At 61.8% G+C, this 26,571-nt stretch carries 20 protein-coding genes; 15 read left to right on the top strand and 5 right to left on the bottom strand.

What is annotated here, in order from left to right; genetic code table 11:
• Window positions 1-65: 65 nt before the first annotated feature.
• The 3 genes from GT019_RS10155 (at window position 66) to GT019_RS10145 (ending at window position 2,748) form a co-directional block, all read left to right on the top strand.
• Entirely contained in the window at window positions 66-731 is a 666-nt protein-coding gene (locus tag GT019_RS10155) for a GntR family transcriptional regulator (RefSeq protein ID WP_161743039.1), read from the top strand.
• Between the two features lie 357 nt (window positions 732-1,088).
• Entirely contained in the window at window positions 1,089-1,517 is a 429-nt protein-coding gene (locus GT019_RS10150; protein WP_161743038.1) for a DUF1641 domain-containing protein, read from the top strand.
• 52 nt (window positions 1,518-1,569) lie between these two features.
• Window positions 1,570-2,748, top strand: a complete 1,179-nt coding sequence (locus tag GT019_RS10145; protein ID WP_161743037.1) for an NAD(P)/FAD-dependent oxidoreductase — start codon at window positions 1,570-1,572, stop codon at window positions 2,746-2,748.
• 267 nt (window positions 2,749-3,015) lie between these two features.
• Here GT019_RS10145 and GT019_RS10140 read toward each other — a convergent pair whose 3' ends face one another.
• Both GT019_RS10140 and GT019_RS10135 read right to left on the bottom strand, forming a co-directional pair.
• Window positions 3,016-3,447 (bottom strand): DUF11 domain-containing protein, encoded by a 432-nt coding sequence (locus GT019_RS10140; protein ID WP_161743036.1) that lies wholly within the window; start codon window positions 3,445-3,447, stop codon window positions 3,016-3,018.
• Window positions 3,448-3,540: 93 nt separating this feature from the next.
• Window positions 3,541-3,993 (bottom strand): DUF4395 domain-containing protein, encoded by a 453-nt coding sequence (locus GT019_RS10135; RefSeq protein ID WP_161743035.1) that lies wholly within the window; start codon window positions 3,991-3,993, stop codon window positions 3,541-3,543.
• Window positions 3,994-4,222: 229 nt separating this feature from the next.
• Here GT019_RS10135 and GT019_RS10130 point away from each other — a divergent pair, with 229 nt between their 5' ends.
• From GT019_RS10130 to GT019_RS10100, 7 genes are all read left to right on the top strand, one after another.
• Window positions 4,223-5,152, top strand: coding sequence for a DUF4432 family protein (locus tag GT019_RS10130; RefSeq protein WP_161743034.1), 930 nt, complete (start codon window positions 4,223-4,225; stop codon window positions 5,150-5,152).
• Between the two features lie 21 nt (window positions 5,153-5,173).
• Window positions 5,174-6,979, top strand: coding sequence for a sensor histidine kinase (locus GT019_RS10125; RefSeq protein WP_161743033.1), 1,806 nt, complete (start codon window positions 5,174-5,176; stop codon window positions 6,977-6,979).
• On the top strand, window positions 6,972-8,585 hold the full coding sequence (locus tag GT019_RS10120; protein WP_161743032.1) for a response regulator transcription factor: 1,614 nt from the start codon (window positions 6,972-6,974) through the stop codon (window positions 8,583-8,585). Before GT019_RS10125 ends, GT019_RS10120 begins: the two co-directional genes overlap by 8 nt.
• Window positions 8,586-8,698: 113 nt before the next feature.
• Window positions 8,699-10,072 carry an ABC transporter substrate-binding protein gene (locus GT019_RS10115; protein WP_161743031.1) on the top strand — a complete coding sequence of 458 codons (1,374 nt, stop codon included), beginning with the start codon at window positions 8,699-8,701 and terminating at the stop codon, window positions 10,070-10,072.
• A gap of 72 nt (window positions 10,073-10,144) precedes the next feature.
• Window positions 10,145-11,023 (top strand): carbohydrate ABC transporter permease, encoded by an 879-nt coding sequence (locus GT019_RS10110; RefSeq protein WP_161743030.1) that lies wholly within the window; start codon window positions 10,145-10,147, stop codon window positions 11,021-11,023.
• Window positions 11,023-11,841, top strand: coding sequence for a carbohydrate ABC transporter permease (locus tag GT019_RS10105; protein WP_161743029.1), 819 nt, complete (start codon window positions 11,023-11,025; stop codon window positions 11,839-11,841). Before GT019_RS10110 ends, GT019_RS10105 begins: the two co-directional genes overlap by 1 nt.
• A 280-nt stretch (window positions 11,842-12,121) precedes the next feature.
• Window positions 12,122-14,218, top strand: coding sequence for an alpha-galactosidase (locus GT019_RS10100; protein ID WP_161743028.1), 2,097 nt, complete (start codon window positions 12,122-12,124; stop codon window positions 14,216-14,218).
• A 311-nt stretch (window positions 14,219-14,529) separates the two neighbouring features.
• On the opposite strand, the gene GT019_RS10095 is transcribed toward GT019_RS10100, so the two are convergent.
• Window positions 14,530-15,423, bottom strand: a complete 894-nt coding sequence (locus tag GT019_RS10095) for an AraC family transcriptional regulator (protein ID WP_161743027.1) — start codon at window positions 15,421-15,423, stop codon at window positions 14,530-14,532.
• A 187-nt stretch (window positions 15,424-15,610) separates the two neighbouring features.
• Between GT019_RS10095 and GT019_RS10090 the strand changes: the two genes are divergently transcribed.
• Window positions 15,611-18,973, top strand: a complete 3,363-nt coding sequence (locus tag GT019_RS10090; RefSeq protein WP_235947580.1) for a DUF5107 domain-containing protein — start codon at window positions 15,611-15,613, stop codon at window positions 18,971-18,973.
• Between the two features lie 202 nt (window positions 18,974-19,175).
• The gene (locus GT019_RS10085) at window positions 19,176-20,033 is read left to right on the top strand and encodes a patatin-like phospholipase family protein (RefSeq protein ID WP_161743026.1); all 858 of its coding nucleotides are present in this window, start codon (window positions 19,176-19,178) and stop codon (window positions 20,031-20,033) included.
• A gap of 505 nt (window positions 20,034-20,538) precedes the next feature.
• On the opposite strand, the gene GT019_RS10080 is transcribed toward GT019_RS10085, so the two are convergent.
• Complete coding sequence (locus GT019_RS10080; protein WP_161743025.1) at window positions 20,539-21,399, bottom strand: chemotaxis protein; 861 nt, start codon at window positions 21,397-21,399, stop codon at window positions 20,539-20,541.
• 218 nt (window positions 21,400-21,617) lie between these two features.
• On the opposite strand from GT019_RS10080, the gene GT019_RS10075 reads away from it, so the two are divergent.
• Window positions 21,618-22,475, top strand: a complete 858-nt coding sequence (locus tag GT019_RS10075) for a hypothetical protein (RefSeq protein WP_161743024.1) — start codon at window positions 21,618-21,620, stop codon at window positions 22,473-22,475.
• Window positions 22,476-22,815: 340 nt separating this feature from the next.
• Here GT019_RS10075 and GT019_RS10070 read toward each other — a convergent pair whose 3' ends face one another.
• Window positions 22,816-24,426, bottom strand: a complete 1,611-nt coding sequence (locus tag GT019_RS10070; RefSeq protein ID WP_161743023.1) for an alpha-amylase family protein — start codon at window positions 24,424-24,426, stop codon at window positions 22,816-22,818.
• A 148-nt stretch (window positions 24,427-24,574) separates the two neighbouring features.
• Between GT019_RS10070 and GT019_RS10065 the strand changes: the two genes are divergently transcribed.
• Window positions 24,575-25,483, top strand: a complete 909-nt coding sequence (locus GT019_RS10065) for an AraC family transcriptional regulator (protein ID WP_161743022.1) — start codon at window positions 24,575-24,577, stop codon at window positions 25,481-25,483.
• A 155-nt stretch (window positions 25,484-25,638) separates the two neighbouring features.
• Window positions 25,639-26,490, top strand: a complete 852-nt coding sequence (locus GT019_RS10060; protein WP_161743021.1) for a sugar phosphate isomerase/epimerase family protein — start codon at window positions 25,639-25,641, stop codon at window positions 26,488-26,490.
• Window positions 26,491-26,571 lie beyond the last annotated feature (81 nt).

The following is a 26,571-nucleotide window of genomic DNA, read 5'->3' as shown; positions in this document are numbered from 1 at the left end:
ACGGAAAATTAGAATGCGATATATTGCATGTATACATTAAAGCGACTTAAGGAGCTTACTCGACGATGCCTGTACCCCGGGATTTCGCCTCGCCCGTTCGCATGACCGCGAAGGAGCGGGCTTTATCGCAAATTCAACGCTGGATTATCGAAGGCACGCTAAGGCCCGGCGAGAAGCTCGTCGACGCCGAGCTGGCCGAGGCTCTGGCCGTCAGCCGAACGCCGATCCGCGAAGCGTTCCAGCTGCTGGAGGTGCAGGGGCTCGTCTCGATGCAGCCCGGCAAGGAAACGCGCGTGACCGATATCGAGAAGGACGACATTCTGAGCTTGTACCCGACGCTGGCCTCGCTGCATGCGCTCGCGGCCGAAGGCGCGGCGCAGCGAATCTCAGTGGAGCGGATCGAGCGGCTGAAGTCGCTGAACGGCGAGTTCGCCGCGGCGATCGCGGGCGGGCTGCCGTATCAGGCGATGGAGCTGGACGAACAGTTCCACGACATCATCGTCGACGCATCGGGCAATCCGTACGTCGCCTCGTTCAGCGCGTCGCTGCAGATCCACATCCGGCGGTTCAAGTACGTGTTCCTGAAGCAGCCCGAGATGGAGACGAACGGCTCCGTCGAAGAGCACGAGGCGATCATCGAAGCCTTGGAGCAGCGCTCTCCCGAGCTGGCCTCCGCCTTGATGAAACAAAATTTGATGCGGCCGATGAAGGAGCTGTACGCCGTCATTTAGGGAAGCGGGCACGGCAAGAATGCGTTCATCTGATCCTGTGCAGCCTACTATTGGCGGCTTGCCGGGGGAGCTTGCCACGGAAAATCGGCAATGTCCGGCACGTTGGGTTTTATTTCCGGAATGATCAATAATTTTTATTGGCATAATAAAAATAATTTTTAAGTTTACCTATGGTCGAGCAGGGCAAAAAGCGATACAGTAGAGGGAGAAGAAAGGCTGCCATCTTCGAAGCGTCATGTGATTATTTTCACATTTCTCCCTTAATTTGCGCGGTTCTGCTTTACCGCGTTTCTCCATTAATGGGATTCATTAAAGGATGTTTGCAGCTGAGTGACTACATCTGAAGGAGGCAATACAATGAGTGAAACAATGGTATCGAACCTGGAGCAAAGCTCGGCAGCGTTGGCGAAGTCGGACGTGCTGGATCAATTGCTGAAGCCGGAAGTGCAAGAGGCGCTGACGCAGCTGGTGGACCAGCTTCCGAAGCTGTCCGAAATGATGGCCTTGATGACGAAGACGTACGAATTGGCGCAAAAGGTCGCGTCCGACCGCGTCCTCATCCAAGACACGGTGGGCGGCATTCAAGAAGTCGTCAAACCGCTGACGGAGAAAGTGAAAGGCTACGCCTCGGCGGCGATCGAAGCCAACGACCGCGCGGAGCAAAGCGACAACGTAATCGGCCTGTTCGGCATGATCAAGCTGCTGAAGGATCCCGAGCTGCAAAAGATGCTTCGTTTCGGCCAAGCCTACCTCGACATCCTGGGCGAGAGAAAAAAACAGGACTAACGCAGCGTTAACGAACGATCCACACTAAGCGAAGCACGGAGGATGAGATCCCATGAGAAAAGAAATTCTGATTCTAGGCGCCGGATACGGCGGCTTGCTGAGCGCGCTGTCCGCACGCCAGCACCTGTCGACGGAAGAAGCGGGCATTACGATCATTAACCGCGTCGGTTCGCACCAAATCATCACGGAGCTTCACCGTCTTGCCGCAGGCAACGTGGCCGAGAAAGCCGTAGCGCTGCCGCTCGAGAAACTGTTCAAAGGCAAATCGATCAACGTCGTCGTCGGCGAAGTGCAAACGGTCGACGTCGCGGGCAAAAAAGTGGCGCTGAACGACGGCTCGTCGTACCGCTACGACAGCTTGGTACTCGCGCTGGGCAGCGAAACGAACTACTTCGGCATCCCGGGCTTGCAGGAAAACAGCCTGACGCTGAAATCCGTCAACGACGCCAACCGCGTATTCAACCATGTTAAAGACCGGATCAAAACCTTCGCGGCAAGCAAGAACAAAGCGGACGCGACGATCGTCATCGGCGGCGGCGGCTTGACCGGCGTCGAATTGGTCGGCGAGCTTGCGGACGAGCTTCCGGGCATTTGCCGTCAATACGGCGTGGATTTCGCGGACGTCTCGATCTCGCTGGTCGAAGCGATGCCTACGATCCTGCCGATCTTCTCCCCTGAGCTGATCGGACGCGCGGTATCGAGCCTCGAAGCCCGCGGCGTAGAGTTCCTGACGGGTCTTGCGATCACGGAAGTGAACGGCAACGTCGTGACGCTGAAGGACGGCAGAACGATCGAAACGAACACGCTCGTATGGACGGGCGGCGTGCAAGGCAGCTCCCTCGTCGGCAGCAGCGGCGTGGAAGTCAACCGCGGCCGCGCGACGGTCAACGAGTTCCTGCAATCCACTTCGCATCCCGAAGTGTTCCTGGCCGGCGACTGCGCGGTCGTATTCGGACCGGAAGGCCGTCCATACCCGCCTACGGCGCAGCTGGCATGGCAAATGGGCGAGCTGGTCGGCGGAAACATCGCCGCGTCCTACAAGAACTCCAAGATGGACAGCTTCAACCCGGTATTCTCCGGCACGCTCGCAAGCCTCGGCCGCAAAGACGGCATCGGGTCGATCGGCGAGACCGGCATCGAGCTGAAAGGCACGCCTGCTTCCTTGATGAAGAAAGCAAGCAACGCCCGCTACCTGGCGCATATCGACGGATTGTTCTCCCTGGCTTACTAAGACTCGGAGCAATCGCGTATACAATCGCAGCCCCGACTTCACCGGAAGTCGGGGCTGCTTTTTTTACGATGGCGATTAAACCGGCGTGCGTGTGTGCGGACGCCAGCCGACTGACCTGTGGACGCTGACTTATCAACAGGGTTATTCACAATCCCAACAGGCACGAAGCCTGTAAATTCCGGGACTTTCGGAAATCATGCCAACATATCCACAGATCGAACTGTACACAAGTGGACAACCGCTGGCGGATGCGGGGACAATGGCTCTTCATTCCTCTTCCTCGTTGATCATGAGGGTGATCGGATTGGATTGCGCGGTGCCGGGCACCGTCAGGCCGTCCTCTGCCACGAATTCGAACGACAGGTCGGCCAGGTTGACGGCGATCAGGTTTTGCGGCTCGCGGACGGCTATCGCGGCGAATAACACCGACACCGATGCCTTCGGCGCGACGGGTCCGACCGGAATGCCGCTCTCGGGATCGACGCCGGGCGCGGCCGCGCCTCCGACCGTGACGCTATTCTCCGCGAAGGAAAGTTCCGCCGGCAGCATGTCGCGCAGAACGGCTCGCGCCAACGGAGCCGTGCCGGGATTCGATATCGCAAAGGTAAAGACGATCGTTCCGCCGATGGTCAACTCGGTCGAGTTCGCCGATTGCGTGACGGACGGCGGCGTATGCTCATGGCTCAAGGAACGGTTCACTCGGCATCCCCCTTTTGTGCAAATACAGATATGTATGCACGCCGTCGGGAATTAGAATAGCCCTCTCGTCAGAGAGGGCCGCGCAAGGAAGCTTCAGCCGTTTCGGATGCGGCGGCGGGCATGGAACTGTTTCCACTGAAAGTACATGAAGCAGCCCAGGCAGAAGCCGCTTAAGGCGAGCGCGACGGCGACGGTCAGCATGCCGAGACTGACATACGCCAGCGTTTGGATGCCGAACGCGGCCCCGAGCAGCGCGACGGCGAGGAACAAGATGGCCAGCAGGTTGTTGAACCGGAGCAGCTCGCGGCTCTCGGTCTTGGCGCTGGCGGGCAGCAGCGGCGACAATGCGCGCACGAACAAGTTGTAACGAATGCCGTACGTGCGGCCGATGAACTGCACGGCGAGCGGGAGGAGCAGAATCCAGAATTGCTGGGTGGCCAAGGTGGCGATCACGCAGAGCAGGATGCCCAGCTGATTGCCCCGAACCCGGTGAAGCGGGATTTCGTCGATGCAGGCGTAGGCATCGAGCTTAACGGTTTGCGTCATGGCGGAGCCTCCGATCGGATTTGGATGGATTACGTCTAGTATACACCTAATTCATACTATTCGGGTAGGATATAAATGCTCGGTTTATCGCCGCTTGTCCGCCGCCAATATATTTAACATGCGTTCACGAAATATTGAATTGTGCGAATGCGGAGCGAACGCTATAATTCTATAACGCCTTACGGCGTTAACACGGCCTGGCATGCGCGGGCGGAGCGGGGGAATCTTAATGACGAATTGGATGCAGTCGGATATAGAAGGACGCAGGGCTTGGACGGGCGGGACGGATGAATTGTCCGTGACCGTGGTGCCGGAGCTCGGCGCGAAGGCCGTGTCGCTGCTGAACCGGAAGACGGGGCGCGAATGGCTGTGGAGCAGCGGCAAACCGCTCGGCAACCGGGGCTTCGGCAGCGCGTTCGGCGATTCGGACGAGTGCGGCTGGGACGAGATGTTCCCGGGCATCAGAGCGTGCGAATACCCGGAAGATCCGTGGCGCGGCGAACCCGTGCCCGACCATGGGGAAGCATGGACGCTCGCGTGGAGCGCGGCGGCGGACGAGCGCGGTCTGACCTGCGCCGTGAACGGTAAGCGGTTTCCCTACGCGCTCGAGAAGCGCTATTCGTTCCCGGACGCGCATACGCTGCGCATCGATTATACGGCGATTAATCACTCCGCGCATCCGTTCTCGTTCCTCTGGGCGGCGCATCCGCTCATGCGCGCGAGCGAAGGCATGCGCCTTCGCGTGCCGGATGGGCTGAACGAGATCGAAGTTGCCTATTCGGCGCAGGAGCGCCTCGGCGGCTTCGGAGACAAGCGGCCATGGCCCGTTGCGGCGCAGGGGATCGATCTCTCCGTCATCGAGCCCGACAACGGACGCAGCGCGGAGAAATACTATTTTACGGGCACGCTGAAGGAAGGCTGGGCCGAGCTGAGCGATCCTTCCACCGGCGAAGCGGTCGAGTTCCGGTTTCCGGCGGAGCAGGTGCCGTACTTGGCGGTGTGGGCGAACTATGGCGGCTACGACGACCATTACCATATCGCGATCGAACCCGCGACGGGGCGGATGGACGATCTGTCCTATGCCATGGGCCGGGGCGAAGCGGCGACGATTGCGCCGGGCGGGCGCTATGCATGGCATCTGGAATTGTCCGTACGCTAAAAAGGAGGCCGGCAACGAAGCATGATCAAGTGGCTGTTCATCAACCGGAGCATCCGGACGAAGATCGTCTGGAGCATCATCCTGACCTCGTTGATCCCGATGCTCGTCTTGTCGTTCCTGTTCTATGAATCCAGCACCCGGTCGCTGGAACGGACCATCTACCGGACGACGAACCAGAACGCCGAATATTTATCGGGTTATTTGAATCAGTATTTTAAGGATATCTCGTCTTCGGCCTTGCAAGTATACGGCTACGACAGCCGCATCATGAACCTGATGGCGAACGGCTGGGGCGGCAACGACCAGGATTTCTTCAATACCCGGGACACGCTGAAAAATTATTACGCGCTCGTCTCGAACAAGAACAAGGATGCCGTCATCCGAATCCTGGTCTTCGGCAAGGACGACCGATTGCGGGATTCTTGGTCGCGCGCGGCCAGCTACGATTCCATTCCGTTCGACCGGAGCATCCCCCACTACGGGGAGATGCTCAATTTGCCGTTCCAGCAAACGTTGGCCTTCACCTATGCCGACGCGGTCCTGAATCAGGATCTCTTCGTGTACGCGATCACGATCTACGATCCGTTCAAGTATACGAAGGTCGGCTCGCTCGTGTTCTATATCCAGACGAAAGAGCTGACCAAGGTCATCGAGGCGAACAACAAGGCGCCGAACGTCATCGTGCTGCAAAATTCGCGGGGGGAGACGTTCTACGAGACGAACGGCCGGTACGCGGGCAGCGTGCCCCGGTTCGTCCCTCCGCCGAGCACGAGCGCGAAGACCAACCCGAAGGAGATCCGCTTCGACAAGCAGAAGGATCTGCTCGTCGGCACCTCGTACCTCGACAACGCCAATCTGTCGCTGTCCATCGTCTATCCGAACGACGAGCTCGCGCGGCACCGCAAGACGACGCTGTATATCGCGGTCGGCGCCTTCTTCTTCGCGATGGCCAGCATCGCCCTGCTGTCGCTGCTCGCGCAGCAGTACATCACCCGGCCGATCCAGCTGCTCGGCAAGGCGATGAAGACGGTCCGGCACGGCAATTTCCACGTGACGCTGAACCAGCCGATCCATTACCGCGACGACATCTCGGAGCTGACCCGCAATTTTAATTTCATGACGGAGAAGATCCGCGAGCTGATCGAGATGCGCTTCCAGCTGCAGCTCCGCAACAAGGAAGCGCAGCTGCTGGCGCTGCAGATGCAGATCAATCCGCATTTCCTGTACAATACGCTGCAGACGATCGGGGGCAAGGCCGTGCTGAGCGGCGACTACGACATTCACGAGATGTGCCGGGCGCTCGGCGACATGTTCCGCTACAGCTTCTACGAGGGCAACACGGAATCCACGCTCGGCCAGGAGCTCGCGCACATCGGCAACTATCTGTACATTCAGCAGTTCCGGTTCGAGGACGCCCTGCAGACGGAGTTCGACGTGCCGGCGGAGCTGATGGACGCGTCGATCGTCCGGTTCGTCATGCAGCCGATCATCGAGAACGTCGTCGTGCACGCGCTCGGCGGACCCGACGACCGCCAGCTGCTGATCCGCGTCGGCGCGGAGCGGGCGGACGACGACGTGCTCCTCACCGTGCGGGACAACGGTCCGGGCATCGATCCGGCCAAGCTCGCGTCCCTGCGCAGCGGGCTCGAGCAGCGTTCGCTCGAGGTGTTCACCGGCGTCTCGATCGGCCTCAAGAACGTCCATGAGCGCATTCGCCTGATGTACGGCGAAGCGTACGGCCTGGAGATCGTCGAGAGCGGCCCGGGGACGGGGACGACGATCCGCGTACGGATTCCATATCGAAAGCGAGGCGAAACGCATGCTTAAAGTGATGGTCGTGGACGACGAGCCCTGGGGACGGAAGTCGGTCAGCAAAATGATCGGCGAATTGGCGCTGGGCGCCGAGGTGGTGGCGGAAGCCCGCAACGGCGCGGAGGCGCTGGCGCTTATCCCGATCAGCAAGCCCCAGATCATCGTGACGGACATGAACATGCCGGTCATGAACGGGCAGCGCTTCCTGGAGGAGCTGTACCACCGCCACAACGAGATCAAGGTGATCGTCATCAGCGGTCACTCGCAGTACGAATACATGAAGGCGGCCGTCACGTTCCAGGCCTGCGAGTACGTGCTGAAGCCGGTCTCGCTCGCCGAGCTGAAGAACGCGATGGTCAAGGCGATGGAGCTGAGCCGCAACCATCTGAGCGCGCAGGAGAGGCGCAAGTTCGCCGGCGAAATGCGCCAGCTGCGGGCCGAGACGTTTCTGCAGCACGTGACGGCCCGGCGCATCTCGAACGCGTCCGACATCGTCTCGCAGTCGGCGGAGCTGCTGCCGGCGCCGGTCAATCCGGGCTACCGCCTCGCCGTCTGCATGCTGCGGCGGTTCCGGGAGCTGTCCGAGACGAAGTTCCACGGCAATTCGGACTTGCTCATGTACAGCGTGGAGAACATGCTGCGCGAGATCATGGGGGACGGCGCGGCGATCGTGTACAAATCGGACGACAGGACGAGGCTGTGCGTGCTGCTGCCCGAGCCGGCCTACGGCCTCCATCGCATCCGCGAGCTGCTGTCGCCGTTCCATGAGGCCGTCAGCCGCATGCTGGAGTCCGGGGTCGCGGCCGGGCTGAGCGATGCCCGCGAACGGCTGGACGAACTGCCGGAGGCGTTCGAGGAAGCGAACGAGCGGCTGCGGGCGGGGCCGCTGCGCGAAGCCGGCTTCTCGCTGGACGCGGGGAACGGTCCGCGCGAAGCGGGCGCCGGCCAGTCGCCGGAGGTGCTGAGCGGCTTCGACGCGAAGCTGCTGCAGCAGTCGCTGGCCGCGGGCCAAGGGGCGCATGCTCGCCGGCTGCTCGGCGAGCTGCGAAGCCGGATCGAGGCGGCGCCGGGACTGACGATCCGGAGCGCGCAGCGGGAGCTGCGGCGGCTCGTCGATCTCGTCGTCGGCGAGCTGGGCGGCCTCGGCCATGCCGATCCCGCCGTCTTCGGCCAGCCCGGCATCGACGGCGTATTGAGCGAGGACGGTCTGCGCGGCTTCGTCGAGGCGTTGACCGCGGCGATCGACGAGCAGCTCGGCAGCCGTTCGTCGCCGGAAGCGGCCAGTCCGGTGCGGGAGATCGCGGCATACCTGGATGCCCATTATTTCGAGGACATCAGCCTGATAGACGTCGCGACGCGGTACCATATGGACGCGAGCCATCTGAGCAAGCAGTTCAAGGCCGTCACGGGCGAGAATTTCATCGAATACGTCACGCGCAAGCGGATGGAGAAGGCCTGCGCGCTGCTGCGGTCGTCGGCGCTCAAGATCAACGACATCTCCGAGCTGGTCGGCTACGAGAACCAGCGGTATTTCAGCCAGGTATTCAAGAAATTCACGGGCAGGACCCCGTCGGAATACAGGGACGAGGAAGCGGGCCCGCCGCCGGATGCAAAAAATTGAACATGGCGCCCACCATTTATTTTATTCCGCGAAAGATGTCGGGGAAGGTACAGTTAAGCCAGGAACGGCGATGCTCATACCGTACCGATACTCGAGAAAAAGGGGCAATGGAAATGAAAAAGAAGCTGGGACTCGGCCTCACCGTCCTGCTGCTGACGGCAGTGCTGTCGGCGTGCGGCAGCAACGGAGGCAACGACGGCGCCAATAACGGCGGCAATAACGGCGGCACCGATACGACGGCGGCCGGCACGAACGACGGCGCGGCGAGCGGCACGAGCAACGCGGCGGAGCCCGCGGGCGACGACGCGGAACCGGTCACGATCTCGTTCATGCATTTCAAGAGCGACGTCACGGACGGCATCGCCAAGATCGTCGAGCAGTTCGAAGCGGAGAACCCGAACATCAAGGTCGACGTGCAGCCGGTCAAATACGACGATTACTATACGCTCCTGAAGACGAAGATGGCCGGCGGGGACATCATCGACGTCTTCACGCTGAATGCCGGCGGCCAGACCAAGCTGTTCCACGACGGCGGCTATCTGGAAGACCTGACGGGCAAGGACTTCATGTCGAACTTCGACGCGAACGTATTGCAGGAGCAGGCGACGGACGGCAAGAACTACATCATGCCCCTGAACGCGGGACCGATCGCGGTATTCTACAACAAGAAAATATTCGCCGACCTCGGCCTCCAGATTCCGCGCACGTACGACGCGCTCATGGCGGCGGCCCAGAAGATCAAGGACGCCGGCAAAACGCCGTTCGCCCTGGGCTGGAAAGACAACTGGACGCTCGGCATGTGGCTGAGCCGCGACTTGCCGAGCAACGCCGTGCTGGTCGACAAGCAGACGGATTTCTTCGACAAGCTCGAGAAGGGCGAAGCGAAGTTCGCGGACGATCCGTCGACGAAGACGATGATCGCGCATGCGCAGGACTTGTTCAAATTCGGCAACAAGGATCAGCTCGGCGTCGATTACAACGGCGCGGTCGACCTGTTCGCGAAGGGCGAAGCCGCCATGATGTACATGGGCACGTGGCCGCTGGCCGACATCCAGAAAAAGAACCCGGACCTGTACAATTCGGAGATGGGCTACTTCCCGTACCCGTTCAGCAACGACGAGAGCCTGAACAAGCTCGAGTTCAACCCGGACGCTTCCCTGGCCGTCAACAGCAAGTCGGAGCATAAGGAAGCCGCGCTGAAATTCCTGGCGTTCATGGCGAGCAAAGAAGGCGGCGACGCGTGGGTCAAGAACACGAACACGCTCAGCTACGTGAAAGGCACGAGCACGGACATCGCGCCGGCGCTCAAAGACCTGCAGCCGTATTTCGATAACGGCCAGCTTTACAACTCCCAAGCTTACCTGACGACGACGATCGACTGGACGACGCAATTCTCGCAAAACGTGCAAAAGGTCTTCTTCAAGACCGCGACGCCGGACCAGATCATCAAGGACATGGACGACTGGGTGTCCAAAAACCACAAATAACGAGGCAGCAAACGGATCCGAAGCGGCACGGGCCGGGCCTGTGCCGTTCGCGGCTCCGGAAGGGGGTTGTTTATGCAAGCGCTTAGGAAGACGTTCAAACGCGAGATGTGGTATGTCCTGTTCCTGGTTCCGGGCTTGTTCCTGTTCACGTTCGCGGTCATCGTGCCCCTCGTGACGGGCGCGCGCTATTCGTTCACCAGCTGGGACGGCATCTCGAGCAAGCTGACCTACATTGGATGGGACAATTACGTGAATGCGGTCCAGGATTCCGACCTGTGGACGGCCCTGGGCAACACGTTTAAATATGCGATTATCATGACCGTGCTCGTGAATGTGCTGTCGCTGCTGTTCGCGCTGCTGCTGGACAGCTATTTGCCCGCGCGGAACCTGTTTCGTACCATGTTCTTTCTGCCGAGCATCATTTCGGTCGTGCTCACGGGCTATATCTGGAGCTACAACTACAGCCAAGGCTTTCCGAAGCTGTTCGCCGCGTTCGGCATGGACGTGACGAGTCCGCTCGGCAATCCGCATTACGCGTTGTTCGGGCTGATCGTCGTGGCCGTCTGGCAGGGCATCGGCCCGCCGATGATCATCTATATCGCCGGGCTGCAGGGCATTCCGGGCGAGCTGCTCGAGAGCGCCAAGATCGACGGCGCCGGCGCGTTCCGGGCATTCCGGAACGTCACGCTGCCGCTGCTCGCGCCGTCCATCACGATCAACATGCTGCTCACGCTGACAGGCTCGCTCAAGGTGTTCGACCTCGTGTACGTCACGACGAACGGCGGTCCTAGCTTCTCGACGGAGGTCATTACCACGTTTGTTTACAAAACCGCGTTCTCGTCGTTCAAGGCCGGCTACGGCATGGCGATGTCCATGATTTTCTTCGTGGTGCTCGTCGTCGTCACGGTGGTCCAGGTGTCCATCTTTAGAAAACGGGAGGTGGATCTCTGATGCGAGGCACCAAAATCGCCGTATTCGCGCTCGTGCTGCTGCTGGCGGCCGTGTTCATGTTCCCGCTATATGTGGCGCTGCTCATGTCGATGAAATCCGCGAAGGAAACGTTCGATTCCTTCTACGCGCTTCCGGGCAGCTTGAACTTCTCGAACTTCTCGCACGCTTGGGATACGTCCAAATACCCGGAAGCCATCACGAACAGCCTGATCGTCACGGCGTTGTCGGTCACGGTGATCATCATCGTCTCGGCGCTGAGCGGCTACGCGATCGCCCGCGGGAATAAGCCGTTCTACAGCATCGTCTACCTGCTCTTCCTCTCCGGCATGATGGTGCCGTTCCAAGTGACGATGCTGCCCTTGTACAAGCTCGGCAAGTCGCTGCATCTCCTGAACAGCCATTGGGGCATCATGCTCATCTACGGCGGCTTCGGCGTGCAGTCCGGCGTGCTGTTCTACACCGGCTTCGTGCGCGGCATCTCGCGCGAGATCGAGGAGGCCGCGCGCATCGACGGCTGCTCGACGCCGGGCATCTTCGTCCGGATCATCCTGCCCCTGCTCAAGCCGGTCACGGCCACCGTGCTCGTGCTGAACGTGCTGTATATCTGGAACGACTTTCTGCTACCCCTGTTGTACCTGCAGGACAAGAGCTATCGCACGATCCCGCTGCAGCAGTATTTCTTCTTCGGACAGTACAGCAGCGACCTGAACCTTGCCTTCGCCTACGCGGTCATGGGCATGATTCCGATCGTCGTCTTCTTCCTGTTCATGCAGCGGTTCATCATCAAAGGGATTGCGGCCGGCGCGATCAAAGGGTAAGTCGTCGCCGACGGGTCGGCCGGGCGTTCGAGCCGACGCCGGGTTGTTAATGGCATTTGATTTTAACGCGCTAAAGCCAGGTTATTCGCGGCATTAATCCGCGAAATGCCTGGCTTTGCGTCGTCTTGCGCGGATAGCCGCCAAAAAATTGAACATGAACTGCACAATTTTTTGGATTCTCATCGCCAGGACGCGGGCGCTAAAATTTCTCGAACGCGCATGCGCGAAACCGCTCGCGCGATTCTGCACGCCATTCTGCTAGCGAAATGGGGTATCGAAATTGCCGGTTTACTATTCGGAGGAAACAAGACTGTTCGAGATTCGCACCGATCGGACCTCGTATGTGTTCGGCGTGAACGGGAAGGGCACGGTCCAGCACGTCTACTGGGGCGAACGCGTGGAGGCGGCGGAATGCATCGACATGCTGAAGGGACGTTCGCACAGCTCGTTCGACGCGGACGTCGACCGCGAGACGGAAGAATTCGGCGGCTGGGGCGGCAGCCACTACGCCGAGCCGGGGCTGAAGGTCGAATTCGGCGACGGCGTCCGCGACCTGAAGCTCGACTACGAGGGCTACGAGATCGCGGGGGAGAACGAGCTGACGGTCAAGCTCGCCGACCGGCATTATGCGTTTCGCGTGGACATGCATTACAAGGTCTATCCCGAGCATGACATCATCGAACGATACGTCCGCGTTCGCAACGACGAGGCGCTCCCGGTCCGGATCGAGCAGGCGATGGCCGCGGTCTGGTCCGTCCAAGGGCTGCCGGATTATCGGATGACGCACGTATCCGGCCGTTGGGCGGGCGAGTACCAGCTGCGCAGGACGGTGCTGAGCGAAGGGAAGAAGGTCATCGAGTCGCGCCGGGGCTTCACCGGCCCGCATGCCAACCCGTGGTTCGCGATCGACGACGGGAAATCCGGCGAGACGCACGGCCGCGTCTGGTTCGGCGCGCTCGGCTGGAGCGGCAACTGGAAGATCGTCGCCGAGAAGTCGACGTTCGGCCATCTCCGCATCGTCGGGGGCATCAACGATTTCGACGGCGCGTTCGCGCTTGCGCCGGGCGCGTCGTATACGTCGCCGGTGTTCACGGGCGGCTTCGCGGACGGCGGCTTCGGCGCGATGAGCCGGCAGCTGCACGCGTACGAGCGCGCGCATGTCCTGCCTGCGCGCCAGCTGCGCAAGGTGCTGTACAACTCGTGGGAAGCGACCGAGTTCGACGTGCAGGCGGACGAGCAGATCAAGCTGGCCCGCCGGGCCGCGGCGCTCGGCGTCGAGCGGTTCGTCGTCGACGACGGCTGGTTCGGGGCGCGCAACAACGACCGCGCGGGACTTGGCGACTGGCAGGTCAATCCGGCGAAATTCCCGAACGGCCTGCAGGCGCTCATCGACGAAGTCAAGGGTCTCGGCATGGAGTTCGGCCTCTGGGTCGAGCCGGAGTCGGTCAATCCCGACAGCGACCTGTACCGCGCGCATCCGGAATGGATCTACCGCTTCCCGACGCGCGAGGGCACGCAGCTGCGCAACCAGCATCTGCTCAACCTCGGGCTGCCCGAGGTCAAGGAATTCGTGCTCGGCTTCATGACGGAGCTGCTCGCCAAGCACGATATCTCGTTCATCAAGTGGGACATGAACCGCACGGTCACGGAGCCGGGCTCGGCGCCGGAAGGGCTGCCGGTGTGGCAGAAGCACGTCGAGCACGTCTACGAGATCTGGGCGGAGCTGCGGGCGCGCTTCCCGCACGTCGAATTCGAGACCTGCGCGGGAGGCGGCGCCCGGATCGACCTCGGCATGCTGCGGTTCGCCGACCAAGCCTGGGTCAGCGACAACACCGATGCGCGCGACCGGCTGGCGATCCAGGAAGGCTTCGCGTACGCGTACAGCCCTTCCGTCATGATGTGCTGGGTGACGGAATCGCCGAACGGCTTCAACGGCAGAAGCCTGCCGCTCTCGTACCGCTTCCACAGCTCCATGATGGGCGGGCTCGGCATCGGGGCGAATATCTCCAAATGGTCCGACGCGGAAATGGCGGAGGCGCGCGAGTTCGTCGCGCTGTACAAGGAGATTCGCGGCACCGTGCAGGAAGGCGAGCTGTATCGGCTCGAGCCGCTCGGACGCTCGAACCTAGCCGCGTACCAGTACGTCGGCAAGGACGGAGCCGAATCCGTCGCGTTCGTATTCCTGCAATCGCAGCATTTCGGCTCCGCGGAGCGTCGGCTGCGCCTGCAGGGGCTGGACGCCGAAGCGACCTACGCCGTCAGCCAGGACGGCGGCGAAGCGGTCGTCCGCCATGGCGCGACGCTGATGGGCGCCGGCTTCCCGCTGACGCTGCGCGGCGATTACGGCAGCACGCTGCTGCGCCTGACGCGCCTGTAGCGCCTGTAGCTGCTGCGGCGCTAACCGCTTCCGGCCCTTGGCAGCTGCTGCGCGAAGGTGAGAGGGCCCGTGACGGCTGTCAACCCGATGCCCCGGTTGATCGAGCGGCGCGGGTGGAACATGCCGCGGCGATCTGACGATACACGAATGAAGAGCTTGCCTGCTTCCGATCGATGCCGAATCGATGACGGGGCGGCAAGCTCTGTTTTTGTTTGCGGTCAGGGGAGCGTCGGCGTCTGGCATGGCGGCGGCCACGGATTCATGCGGAATACGAATTGGCATGCACGTTTAACCGGTTCGCGAGCGGATGCTTAGCCCTTCGGCGCGCTGCGGTACTCCGTCGGCGGCACGCCCATCCGTTTCTTGAACAGCCTGGAGAAGTAGTACGGGTCCGGGATGCCGACGGACGCGGCGATTTCTTTGACGGTAAGGCCGGTCAAGCTGAGCAGCTGACCGGCTTTTTGCATTTTCATCCGCAGGAAATATTCGATGGGCGGGAAGCCCGTCTCCTGATTGAACAGGTAGATCAAGTGCTGCTTGGACAAGCCGGTATGCGCCGCCAATTCCGGCAGGCTGACGCTCTCCGCGAGCCGATCGCCCAGATAGCGGATCGCGCGCTCGAGATCGGACTCGCGCTTCCGGTCGCGCGCCGAGCCGCCGACGCCGAGCCCGATGCGGCCGAGCAGCTGGCCCAGCGCCTGCGAGACATGGACCAGCACCGGCAGGGAATACGGCTTGTCCGTCAGCAGCGCGTACGCCCGCTCGAATTCGGCCGCCCAATCGGCCTGCACGACCGCGGGCAGACGCACGGGGCCGGCCGCGTCGAGGCCGTACAGCGAGAGGAAGTCGGCGACGTGCTCGCCCCTCAGGTGAAACCAATAGATGCTCCAAGGCCGCTGCGCCGACGCGCCGTACCGGTGGGCGGCCCAAGCGGGAATGACGGCCAGCGTGCCCTCCCCGACGGTTTGCGTCCGGCCGTCCAGCTCGATCCAGCCCTCCCCGGCGAAGCAGTAGATGAAAATATGGCTGTCGCTGCCCTCCGGGCGCTCGCGGTAGTGGTACTCGGCATGGGGGAACGCGCCGATGTCGCTGATGAACAGCCCCCGCGTCAGCGGGTGGCGCGCCAGCTCCTCGGTCTGGTAGGCCGGGAGCACGTAGAGCTTCTGCTCGGGGAAGCCTTCGGGTTTGCGGTTTTCTTCCGTCATGGGGCGCCTCCAATTCGTGAAAATAAGAAAATCGTTCATTACATAGCGTTAATAAAGCCTATAGAAGCATTGAATCAATAATGAAATCCGAATATCCTCCATTATAAACCGAATTTCGTGAATTGGAACACCGGCGGAAGAGGCGTACATTTAAAGCATACGAAACACATCGAAGGAGGAATTCGCGTTGACGCAGCCGCAAACGCAAACGCAATCGCAAGCCAAGCAGGCCGTAAGCGTACGGGAAGAAACGGTCTCCATTCCGACGTACGGCATCGGGGAGCCTGACCGCAATCCGATGTTCTTGGAGAAACGCGTGTATCAGGGAAGCTCGGGCAAGGTGTATCCGCATCCCGTCATCGACCGCATCGAGGACGAGAAGAAGCCGCAGCCGTACCAAATCGTGACGCTCGAGAACGAATACGTCCGCATCGAGATCATGCCGGAGCTCGGCGGCCGGATCTATCGCGCGCTGGACAAGACGAACGATTACGACTTCGTCTACTACAACCGCGTCATCAAGCCCGCGCTGGTGGGGCTCGCGGGACCGTGGATCTCCGGCGGCATCGAGTTCAACTGGCCGCAGCATCACCGTCCGAACACGTACGGCCCGGTCGAATACCGGCTCGCCGAGAACGAGGACGGCAGCGCGACGGTGTGGGTCAGCGAGATCGACCGGATGTACGGCACGAAGGTGACGGCCGGCTTCACGCTGCATCCCGGCAAAGCGTACCTGGAAATCTCCGCGCAGCTCTATAACCGGACGGCGTCGCCGCAGACGTTCCTCTGGTGGGCGAACCCGGCCGTGGCGGTCAACGACCACACGCAATCCGTGTTCCCGCCGGACGTCACGGCCGTCTTCGACCATGGCAAGCGGGACGTCTCGCGCTTCCCGATCGCCACGGGCACGTATTACAAAATGGACTATTCCGCGGGCGTCGACATCTCCCGCTACCGCAACATCCCGGTGCCGACGTCGTACATGGCTTACAAGTCCGACTATAATTTCGTCGGCGGTTACGACCATGGCGTGCAGGCAGGCTTGCTGCACGTGGCCAATCACCATATCTCGCCGGGCAAGAAGCAGTGGACCTGGGGCAACGGCGAATTCGGTCAGGCGTGGGACCGCAACCTGACCGACGAGGACGGTCCGTACATCGAGCTGATGACGGGCGTCTACACCGACAACCAGCCGGATTTCACTTGGCTGCAGCCGTACGAGGAGAAGTCGTTCAAGCAGTATTTCATGCCGTACAAGGAAATCGGCGTCGTGAAGAACGCGACGATCGATGCCGCCGTCAATCTCGAGGTCGACGAAGCGAACCGCCAGGCGACTGTCATGGCTTATGCGACCTCGGTGTTCGCGGGCGCCGTTATCGAGCTGCGCGGCGCGCGGCGGGAGTACTTGAAGACGACGGTCGAGCTCTCGCCGACGGCGACGTTCAAATCGATCGTGACGATCGACGAGGCCGACCGGGCGCATGATCTGATCGTCGTCATCCGCGACGCGGACGGACGGGTGCTGGTCTCCTACCGGCCGGCGAAGCCGTCCATCGAGCAGGTGCCGGACGCCGCGAAGCCGCTGCCGGAGCCGGCGGAGCTGCGCACGACGGAGCAATTGTACTTGGCCGGGCTTCATCTGGAGCAGTACCGGCACGCCACGTTCGAGCCGGAAGCGTACTACCTGGAAGGCCTGAAGCGCGACCCGTCCGATATCCGGATCAACGTCGCCTACGGCACGCTGCTGCTGCGGCGCGGGCTGTTCGCCGAAGCGGAAAGCCATTTCCGGACGGCGGTCAAGTCGCTCGCCTGGCGCAATCCGAACCCGTACGACAGCGAAGCGCTCTACCAGCTCGGCGTCGCCCTGAAGCTGCAGGGCCGCGAAGAGGAAGCGTTCGCCGCGTTCTACAAATCGGTATGGTCGGTCGCTTGGCAGGATGCCGGGTATTTCTCGCTGGCGCGCATCGCGGCCGCGAGAGGCGCCTACGGGGAAGCGCTGGAGCTGTCCGAGCGTTCGCTTATCCGCAACGCGCGCAATTACAAGTCGCGCCATCTGCATGCGGCGCTGCTGCGCAAGCTCGGCCGTCCGCAGGCCGCGGCCGCGTATGCCGAAGAGACGCTGCGGCTCGACGTCGCCGACTTCGGGGCAGCCCGGGAGCTGGCGCTGGCATATGCCGAGCTTGGCGACGATGCCAAGGCGATCGCCGCGTCCGCGGAGCTGAAGCGCCTCATGCGCGACGATCCGCATAACTATTTGAACCTGGCCGCGGACTACGCGGAAGCGGGCTTGCACGAGGAAGCGATCGCCGTGCTCGCGCAACTCGCGCCAAACGAGGAAACGGACGCGTACCCGATGGTGCATTACGCGCTCGGTTACCTCCACGAGCTGGCCGGCCATCCGGAACGGGCGGCCGCGCATCGCCGGGCCGGGCGGGAAGCGAAGCCGGATTACTGCTTCCCGAACAACCTGTTCGACCTGCTCGTGCTGCAGAGCGCGGCTAGGGCCGACCAGGCGGACGGCAGAGCCCGTTACTACCTGGGCAACTGGATGTACGACAAGAAGCGCCACGAGGACGCGATCGCCAACTGGGAAGCGTCGCGCGCGCAGGATGCGGCGTTCGCCACGGTGCACCGGAACCTCGCGCTCGCCTATTACAACAAGCTTGGCGACGCGGACGCGGCGCTCCGCTCGCTGGAGACGGCGTTCGCGTGCAACGAAGGGGACGCGCGGGTATTCTACGAGCTCGACCAGCTCTACAAGAAGCTCGGCCGCGAGGCGGCGCTGCGGCTGGAGAAGCTGGAATCGCATCCGGCGCTCATCGGGAAGCGGGACGATCTCTACCTCGAGCGCGTCGCGCTGCTGAATGCCCTCGGCCGTCACGAGGAAGCCGCGAAGGCGCTGCGCGCCCGCAACTTCCACCCGTGGGAAGGCGGCGAAGGCAAGGCGACCGGCCAGCATGTGCTGTCCCGCGTGGAGCGGGCCAAGCAGGAGATGGACGAAGGCCGCTTCGAGGCAGCGATCGGCCTGCTCGAGGAAGCGCTCGTCTACCCCGAGAACCTCGGGGAAGGCAAGCTGGCCGGGGCGCAGGAGAACAACGTCTATTATTATCTCGGGTGCGCGCATATGGGCTTGAACCGCCAGGAAGAAGCGGCGCGCCACTTCGGCATCGCTTCCCAGGGGCTGGAGGAGCCGGCAAGCGCGATGTACTACAACGATCAGCCGCCGGACATGATTTTCTACCAAGGCATGGCGTGGCTGCAGCTCGGCAACGAGCGGGAAGCGAACCGCCGCTTCAACAAGCTGGTCGACTACGGCGAGAAGCATCTGCGCGACGACGTGAAATTCGACTACTTCGCCGTCTCGCTGCCGGACTTCCTCGTGTTCGAGGATGACCTGAACAAACGCAACGCGATCCACTGCCATTACATGATCGGCCTCGGGCTCATCGGCCTCGGACGCTACGAACAGGCCAAGGCGCAGCTCGACGCCGCGCTGCTGCTGGAGGCGAATCACCAAGGCGCGCGGACGCACCGCCGCATGTGCGAATAGACGAAGCGTTTCTTGTCGGCGCAAGCAACCGGCCGTTCCCGCGAATTTGGGGACGGCCGGTTCTCTTGCATATTGCTGCCTTTTGCGGCTGTTCGCTTGACGGGAGGACCCGGTAGGACTGATTGACTGGGCGAATCCGCGTAGGTAAAATGACTGTAGCTGACTAGGCAGGATCGACGGGGAAAAGGGGCAGGAGCAGGAGATGGATGCAATCGGGTTAGTGCTGGAGGGCGGCGGCATGCGGGCCATGTATACGGCGGGCGTGCTGGAGTATTTCTTGGAACAAAACATGTATTTTCCTTATACGGTGGGCGTCTCCGCCGGCGCATGCGTCGCGACGAGCTACCTGTCCCGGCAAAAGGGTCGGAACAAGATCGTCAACGTCGACATGGTGACGGATAAACGCTATATCTCGTGGCGCAATTATTTTCGCAAAGGGCAGATGTTCGGCATGGATTTCATATTCGACGAGATCCCGAACAAGCTCGTGCCGTTCGATTTCGCAGCGTTCGCGAACAGCAGCGAGGAGCTCGTCGCGGCGACGACGGACGTGGTGACCGGCGAGACGGTGTTCTACCGCAAGAGCGACCCGGACTTCGACGTGCTCACGGTGCTCCGCGCGTCCAGCTCGCTGCCGTTCATCGCGCCGATCGTGAATTTCAAGGGCAGGCAGCTGCTCGACGGCGGCATCTCCGATCCGATCCCGCTCAAGCAGGCGGAGAAGGACGGGTTCGCGCGCAACGTCGTGGTGCTGACGCGGGACGCCGGGTACCGGAAATCGCCGAACCGCTTCGCGTGGTTCGTCCGGCGGATGTACGCCAAATTTCCGGAATTCGTCAAGATCATGCTGCGCCGGCACCAGATCTACAACGGTCAGGTCGACTACATCCGCGAGCAGGAACAGCGGGGCAACGTCTTCGTCATTCGGCCCCAGCAGCCGCTGCAGGTCGGACGGATGGAGAAGGATTCCGCGAAGCTCGACGCGCTGTACCTGCAGGGCTACGAGGACGCGAAGCGCGCGCTGCCATCGTTGAAGGCGTGGACCGAATCGGAACTGTAGGCGGCAGGCCTAATCGGATCGGCATGAGGCGAAGGCAGGAACTAGGCGCAGCCAAGCAAGCCGAGCGCTGAGCGCGTGGTCCGAGCGTCTTCTCGCGGTGCAGGCGAAGATGAAATTTAGTAGAGAAGATCGCGAAGAACGACATCAGTAAAACGGCCAAACGGCCGTGAATACAAGGGGCTCGCCGAATGACGCGACGAGTTCGCTGCGCAGCGGCCAAGCCGGCTGACAGCCGAAGCGGCGGTAACCTGCTTAAGAGATCGTCTTCATCGCAAAAAAGCCTCGTTGCAGCTAACTTCCCCCGAATTTCCCCGTCTCCCCCGTACCTTGCTTGCCGCGATCCAACCGTTGACCCCGATGAGTTTAACCTCGCAAATCCTGTTAACCTGTCGCAGATTCCTACGCCTGAAGTATGTCTTCCGGTCTTGTGAAATATCCCTTCCTTTCTGTCGTCTCGCGTCGTTCGGCATCGGCCTGGCAACGGCTTTTTCGCATGTCCGCGGCTTCAACCCGGCAATCCGCGCGGGATGGTCCTGCTCATTCGGTCGAGCGACTGCACGATGCGCCGGATGAGCGGGCGAGACTTGAAGTAACCGCCGTGCGAAGCCGGCGTCCAGGCGAGCGGACCCGGACAGCGAATCTCGCAATCCTCCGTGACGGCTTGGTCATACTCGGCGTTCAGTCCCTTGAGCGGGTAGGCGATGATGTCGTCCCGGTCGTAGAAATTGACCCATTCTCCGATGCCGAGCGGCTTCAGCGTCGGCGCGGGCACGGCGATGGGCAGCCCGAAGTGCTCGAAGCGCATCGTCCACAGCGCGATAGGGCTGCCGAGCGTGTAGAAATGCGTCAGCGTTTCCCCGGCGACCAGCTTCGAGCGGCAGGTGCGGATCAGCTCGGCCGCCTTCGGCCGCAGCTTGCGGTACTGCAGATCATAGAAGTAATTGCTCGAGATGATCGTTCCGAGGCTGTGAGCGATGATGCACAGCGGCGCGTTGTCCCCGGCCCGGACCGCAAGCCGCTGGAGCTGCTGCGCGTACCGCGCGTGGATGTCGTCGTAAATATAATCGTGCGGACAAGGATCGTCCTCCTTCGGTATCGCTTGATATGCGATGGCGTCGCCCAAATAATTGACGACGAACGAGCGCAGCTTCAACGTCTCGTTCCAGCGCAGCTTGTTCGCCGCCGTCCGTTCCCACAGCTTCCGCTCCAGCGAGTCCGTGATATCTCCCCAGTAGATGCCTTCCACGACAAGCCTGACCCTCGGATTGAGTTTGGCCATGGCCTCCTGCAGCTTTTCGGCGATTTCCGCGTGAAAATCCCCCGTTTGCTGTCCGATCCCGTGCACGATTCCGACCGCGATCCGCATTGCTCCGCCCCCCATACTCATCTGGCCGCTCACTTATTCCTATTCGGGGGGATGACGGCGTTAGACGCGAAATGACGGCATGCGCGCGATTTTGCGCTGCCGGACGGCAATTCGCTAGTCGGCATGCGCAAGGCGCCGGAGATTGCCTCGCGTAGCGTTTAATTTCCCGCCGTTTGAGTAAAATAAATACACTCGCAACAGGCGGGAGGAATAGCGGCATGAATGACCATTCGGCGTGGTACATAGGGTTGATCGTCATCAGCGTGGCGCTGCTCGTTTTTACGGTGCTTAGAACCGGCAACAAGCGCAGCTTGCTGCTGTATTTGGGCATGAGCGGCCTCGGGTACACGATCGAATTCGTGATTTTCATATTGTTCGAGTGCTACGCGTACGAACCGAAGCTGATCCGGGAAGACGGTTATTACGACAGCCTTGCGGGCGCAATCGTATCCAATGCGTTGATCCTGCCAGCGGTGGCGGTATTTCTTGCCGTGCTTCGCATGGGCTGGGTTCCGATCATCCTGGCTATCGCGGCGATGTCGGGCGTCGAGTATCTGTTTCTGCGCATCGGCATTTACGAACATTACTGGTGGCGTACCGTCTATACGGCGATCGGACTGGTGGTTTACTTCTGGGCGGCAAAGTATTGGTTCGGCAGGATTATGCGTCCGCTGCGCGGGGCGGCCCATGCCTTGACGCTGTATTTGATTTTATGGGCGATGACCTCGCCTCAGGCGCTCGAGATCATCCTGCTTCACGGCAGGACCTACGGCGTCCGCTGGTTCGCGGATCAGTCGCACGACAACATTGCGTTCTCGTCGTCCTATTGCGTGGTCTTGAGTATTATTTTCACTTGGTTGTTATGCCGAAGAACGAGCCGAAGGTGGTCGCTTTATGTCGTCGGCACCGTGGCCGTACTGATTATCGACATGCTGCTTGACGCCTCCGGCGTCCTGGCGAGCAAGGGGTGGTGGGATTACGCGTACCGCGTCGTGACCATGTTCTTGACCTTGTGGATGGGCGATATGATCAACAAGCGGTTGCGGAGCGGGCCGATGCCCAGATACACGCGCTAAGGGCGGCGCCGTTGCGGACGTCTAGCGTTCATGCCGAATAATGGAGGCGGCTTTGAGGGTGTTTTGCGAGCGTTTCCAGCAGCTATAGCGAAGCGGGCCTTGATTCGGCGTCCGGCGTCCGCGCGTCGCTCGTGACGATCGGAAGCAGATGACGCGGCAACGGCCGCGATGGCCGCAATGACCGCGATGGCCGCGAATCCCGCGAAGGCGGAAGAAAGCGGATGAACGCGATATCGCCGTACACGTCGGGTGAAGCTTCCTTGCTCGACCGAAAAAGGCTGCCCGGCCGTCATCTTCACGATGACGACGGAGGCAGCCCGCACTACGTTTCGGCTGTGGCTCACAGCCACCAGCCGTTATCCTTCTCCTCCAATAATTCGGCGTTCACGTCGTTCCATTCGAAGACGGTCTCCTCGCCGTTCAGTTTCCATCGGCTTGGGCAGGTGTTATGCAGCCAATCGAGCGGTTCCCCGACCGGGAGCGCCTCCGCGGCCAGCTCGAACGCGCGTCGGATCGCCAGTTCTTGCTCCTTCGTCACGATGGCCGGATCGGCCGAGACGAACAGCGGGGTGCCGCTTGCGGCCAGCAGGCGCAGCCATTGTTCGTTGAGCGTCCACGGCACGTCCGCCGTCAAGCCGAGGCAGTCGGCGTCATGGCTGTAGAACGTTCCGTGCTGCGGCATGCGGAACGCCAGCGTGTTCACGCCCATGTAGCGCGTCCGTTCCCACCATCTGCCGCTCGTATCGTCGCCGGTCCGCTGAATCTCGAACAAGCCCGCGGATAGATGGCTGAACGTATTGCAGCCGATGATGGCGGCTTGTCCCGACGCTTCCGCGATCGTGCGGTACAGGTCCAGCGTAATTTCGGCCGTCGTCCGCGACCCGTCGCGGAACGATTGCCGCAGGGCGTTAGGCTTGGATTTCATCGTCATGCCCCATTGGCCGAGCAGGTCGTACGAGGTAAAGTCGTGCTTCAGCAAGTCGATGCCCCAGCCCGCCATCCGTTCGACCGATTCGCGAATATGCTGCAGCACGTCCGGCTGGCTGGGATCGAGCACTTGTCCGCCGCTCGCGGCATAGCGAATCCACTCCGCCGGCACTTCTTCCGCCGTCAGCAGCGGCCGGGACCAGATGCCGGGCTTGACGCCGGCTTCCTTCATCTCGCCGATCAGCCGTTCCATGTCCGGGAACTTGGCGTTGCCGACCCACGGTCCGCCGTTGCACGCGCCGCCGCCGCTCACAAGCTGCCAGCCGTCGTCGATGACCATGTACGGCCGGTTCGTCTTGTGCGCGGACAGGGACGACATGAACCGCGAATCCGCCAATATTTCCTCGTGGGAGCTGTTGCCGTACGCGTAGTACCAGTTGTTGCCGCCGTAGACCGGCTGCTTCGGCATGACGGGGTTGTCGCACATCAGCCGGCAGAAGCGCTGCGCCGCGGCGAACGGCGAGTCGCCTTCCAGACCGGGATCGTGCAGCAGCTCGGCGACCCGCAGCCTGCGCGCGCCGAGCCGGACGCCCTCGCTGCCGCTCGTCACGTCGGCGGTGAACGTGATGCCGTCGGCGTCGAGCTGCCAGAAGCAGAACGCGTTCGGGCCGGTTTTCACGCCGAAGCCCGCCGTCCGGCCGCCGTCATGGCGCAGGAAATACCACGGCAGGACGCGCTCCGGCACGATGCCGCGCCATTCCAGCTCGCCGTATCCGCGCTCCCAGTGATCGCCCAGGATGAGCGGCCGGCCTTCTTGCTTGATCTTCCAGCGAAGCTTGATCAGGCGGACGGCGTCGTCCGGCGCCTCCAGCTCCAGCGCGAATCCGACGCCCGCGGCGTTCAACGCGACCGAAATGCCCTTCGCGCTCCAACTCCCTGCCGCTCCGCCCGACAGCTGGCGCCATCCTTCCTCCGTCCGAACCATCGCGCCGTCCGGCGCGCCTACATGAAACCTAGCTTCCATCGCGCTTCCTCCTCTATAATGGGACAATGACATTGACTTCAGTATAGACGAGGGCGCGGCCGCAATGAATAACAAGCCGGGTCGTTCACGGCATGAATAATGAACCAACTGAGACATCGGGCGGAAGCGAAGGACGGGTGCATGGGCCATGGGGGACAACAGGGGCAATACGGAAGCGAGCGACGCGGCCGCGGAACTGAAGCATTTTCCGAACCGCAAATCAGAGGCCTATTTCTACGGGGCGCAGGCGGGGGCGGTCCCGGACGGCTGGTTTTGTCGCAGGCATCTGCACCACATGATGTTCGAGCTGAATCTGGTGCTCGAGGGCACGCAGCTGGCCGAGGTCGGCGGCGCCTCCTACAGGCAGGGCAAGGATCATCTGATCCTGGTGCCGCCCATGATGCTGCATGCTTATCGGGCGGCGGGACCGTTCCGATTCTTCGTCATGCACGTGCAGATCGACGATCCGGTGTTCCTGAACCTGCTGAACCGCGCAAAACTGCTCCTGCTGACGCCGGAGCATGAGCTGAATCGGCTGCTGCTGCCGGAAATGAAGCGCATCCTGCAGCTGGCGGAGGAAGGAGACGCGCCGAAATCCAAGCTGTTCCGCAGCGTCTACACGATCATGGATCTGCTCGAATCCTACATCGCCGCGCAGGAGGGACCCGGCGCGAGCGCCGACGTGCTGCCGATCCGGATCGCGAAAGCGATCGAATCGCTCGTCGCGGACCGCCATGCCGAAGAAGCGATCGCCGCAGGCTGGATGGAAGCGCTGGCGGAACAGCTCGGCTTCAGCCGGCGTCACTGCTACCGCGTCTTCCGCGACGCGTACAGCCTCTCGCCGCGCGAGTATCTGGCCGTGCTGCGCCAGCAGGAAGCGATGCATCTGCTCACGGGCGGCGAGCATGCCGTGGAGGAGGTCGCGCGGCGCATCGGCTACGACAACGTGCAGAGCTTCATTCGGCAGTTCGTCAAGTGGACGGGCACGACGCCGGGCGCGTTCCGCAAGCAGCGCGCGGGGGAGACGGTGTATTTGACGCCGCTGGAGCTGGAGTGAGCGGAGGCGGCAAGCCGCAGTCCGTTCGCTTCCTCGCTCGGCAGGGAAATCGTCGCATGCTGGAGAATCCTTTAAGGCATTAACGATTTGGATGGCGATCGTTGCGGCAATGGAAGTTTCATTTTCGCGGCGGCCAGTAGGAGGTACAAGACAGCATGTTCAAATACAGCTATAATTCGCTCGTTTATCACGGCGAAGATTTACGTGCGAGCGCAGAACGGCTAGCGCGCTTCGGCTACGATGCGATCGAGCTCGTCGGCGAGCCGGACCAATGCGATTTCGGCCAGGTGAGAGCCTTGACCGCGGATTACGGGCTGGAGGTCTCGTCGATCTGTTCGATCTATAGCGCGGAGCGGGATCTGGGTCACCCGGACGCCGCCATGCGGGCGCGAGCCGTCGCGTACATGAAGTCCGTGGCGGAAATGGCCGCCGAAGTCGGCGCGCCGACGATCATCGCCGCCCCCGTGGCTAATATGCGCATCCGGGAGCTGGGCAGCCGCGAGGACGAGTGGAAGTGGGCGGTCGAGGGCATCCGCGCCGGAGCCGAGCATGCGGCTTCGCTCGGCGTCAACGTGTGCATCGAAGCGTGGAACCGATTCGAGTCGTATATGCTGAACCGGTTGGACCAAGCCGAGGCCATGCGCCGCGATGTCGGCCTCCCGAATGTCGGCATCATGGGCGATACGTTCCATATGAACATCGACGAGGCCGATATGTCGCAGGCGATCCGGCAAAACGGCGCCGCGTTGATTCATTTTCACCTGGCGGACAGCAACCGGGCGGCACCGGGCGAAGGCCATACCGATTTCGAGCCGATCCTGCGCGCGCTGCACGACGTCGGTTACAAAGGCTACCTGACCTTCGAGCTGCTGCCGGCCGCCGCCGACCCGTTCGGCGTCATGCGGCGCGGCGGCGGCCAGGTCTTCTTCGAGGCCTACACCGAGCAGGCGATCGATCGCATCAAGCGGATCGAGCGGAAGCTCGAGGCGGAAGCGTGGACTGAGTAAAGGAACCGGGCTGTTGGCAGGAGCTTTCTTCGATCCGATCTTGCCGCGGGCATTATTGTTGAAGTCCTCCCGATGCCGTAT

It is taken from the genome of Paenibacillus glycinis (genome assembly GCF_009909185.1).
Classification (GTDB): Bacteria; Bacillota; Bacilli; order Paenibacillales; family Paenibacillaceae; genus Paenibacillus_Z; species Paenibacillus_Z glycinis.
The sequence above is the reverse complement of the archived record's forward strand: the minus strand, read 5'-3'. Positions and strand labels throughout refer to the sequence as shown.

Coding starts and splice junctions, on each gene's coding strand:
- GT019_RS10115 (WP_161743031.1), top strand. CDS start 8,699: ATGAAAAAGAAGCTGGGACTCGGCCTCACCGTCCTGCTGCTGACGGCA.
- GT019_RS10085 (WP_161743026.1), top strand. CDS start 19,176: ATGGATGCAATCGGGTTAGTGCTGGAGGGCGGCGGCATGCGGGCCATG.
- GT019_RS10110 (WP_161743030.1), top strand. CDS start 10,145: ATGCAAGCGCTTAGGAAGACGTTCAAACGCGAGATGTGGTATGTCCTG.
- GT019_RS10095 (WP_161743027.1), bottom strand. CDS start 15,423: ATGACGGAAGAAAACCGCAAACCCGAAGGCTTCCCCGAGCAGAAGCTC.
- GT019_RS10080 (WP_161743025.1), bottom strand. CDS start 21,399: ATGCGGATCGCGGTCGGAATCGTGCACGGGATCGGACAGCAAACGGGG.
- GT019_RS10070 (WP_161743023.1), bottom strand. CDS start 24,426: ATGGAAGCTAGGTTTCATGTAGGCGCGCCGGACGGCGCGATGGTTCGG.
- GT019_RS10105 (WP_161743029.1), top strand. CDS start 11,023: ATGCGAGGCACCAAAATCGCCGTATTCGCGCTCGTGCTGCTGCTGGCG.
- GT019_RS10065 (WP_161743022.1), top strand. CDS start 24,575: ATGGGGGACAACAGGGGCAATACGGAAGCGAGCGACGCGGCCGCGGAA.
- GT019_RS10060 (WP_161743021.1), top strand. CDS start 25,639: ATGTTCAAATACAGCTATAATTCGCTCGTTTATCACGGCGAAGATTTA.
- GT019_RS10150 (WP_161743038.1), top strand. CDS start 1,089: ATGAGTGAAACAATGGTATCGAACCTGGAGCAAAGCTCGGCAGCGTTG.
- GT019_RS10135 (WP_161743035.1), bottom strand. CDS start 3,993: ATGACGCAAACCGTTAAGCTCGATGCCTACGCCTGCATCGACGAAATC.
- GT019_RS10125 (WP_161743033.1), top strand. CDS start 5,174: ATGATCAAGTGGCTGTTCATCAACCGGAGCATCCGGACGAAGATCGTC.
- GT019_RS10145 (WP_161743037.1), top strand. CDS start 1,570: ATGAGAAAAGAAATTCTGATTCTAGGCGCCGGATACGGCGGCTTGCTG.
- GT019_RS10130 (WP_161743034.1), top strand. CDS start 4,223: ATGACGAATTGGATGCAGTCGGATATAGAAGGACGCAGGGCTTGGACG.
- GT019_RS10155 (WP_161743039.1), top strand. CDS start 66: ATGCCTGTACCCCGGGATTTCGCCTCGCCCGTTCGCATGACCGCGAAG.
- GT019_RS10075 (WP_161743024.1), top strand. CDS start 21,618: ATGAATGACCATTCGGCGTGGTACATAGGGTTGATCGTCATCAGCGTG.
- GT019_RS10120 (WP_161743032.1), top strand. CDS start 6,972: ATGCTTAAAGTGATGGTCGTGGACGACGAGCCCTGGGGACGGAAGTCG.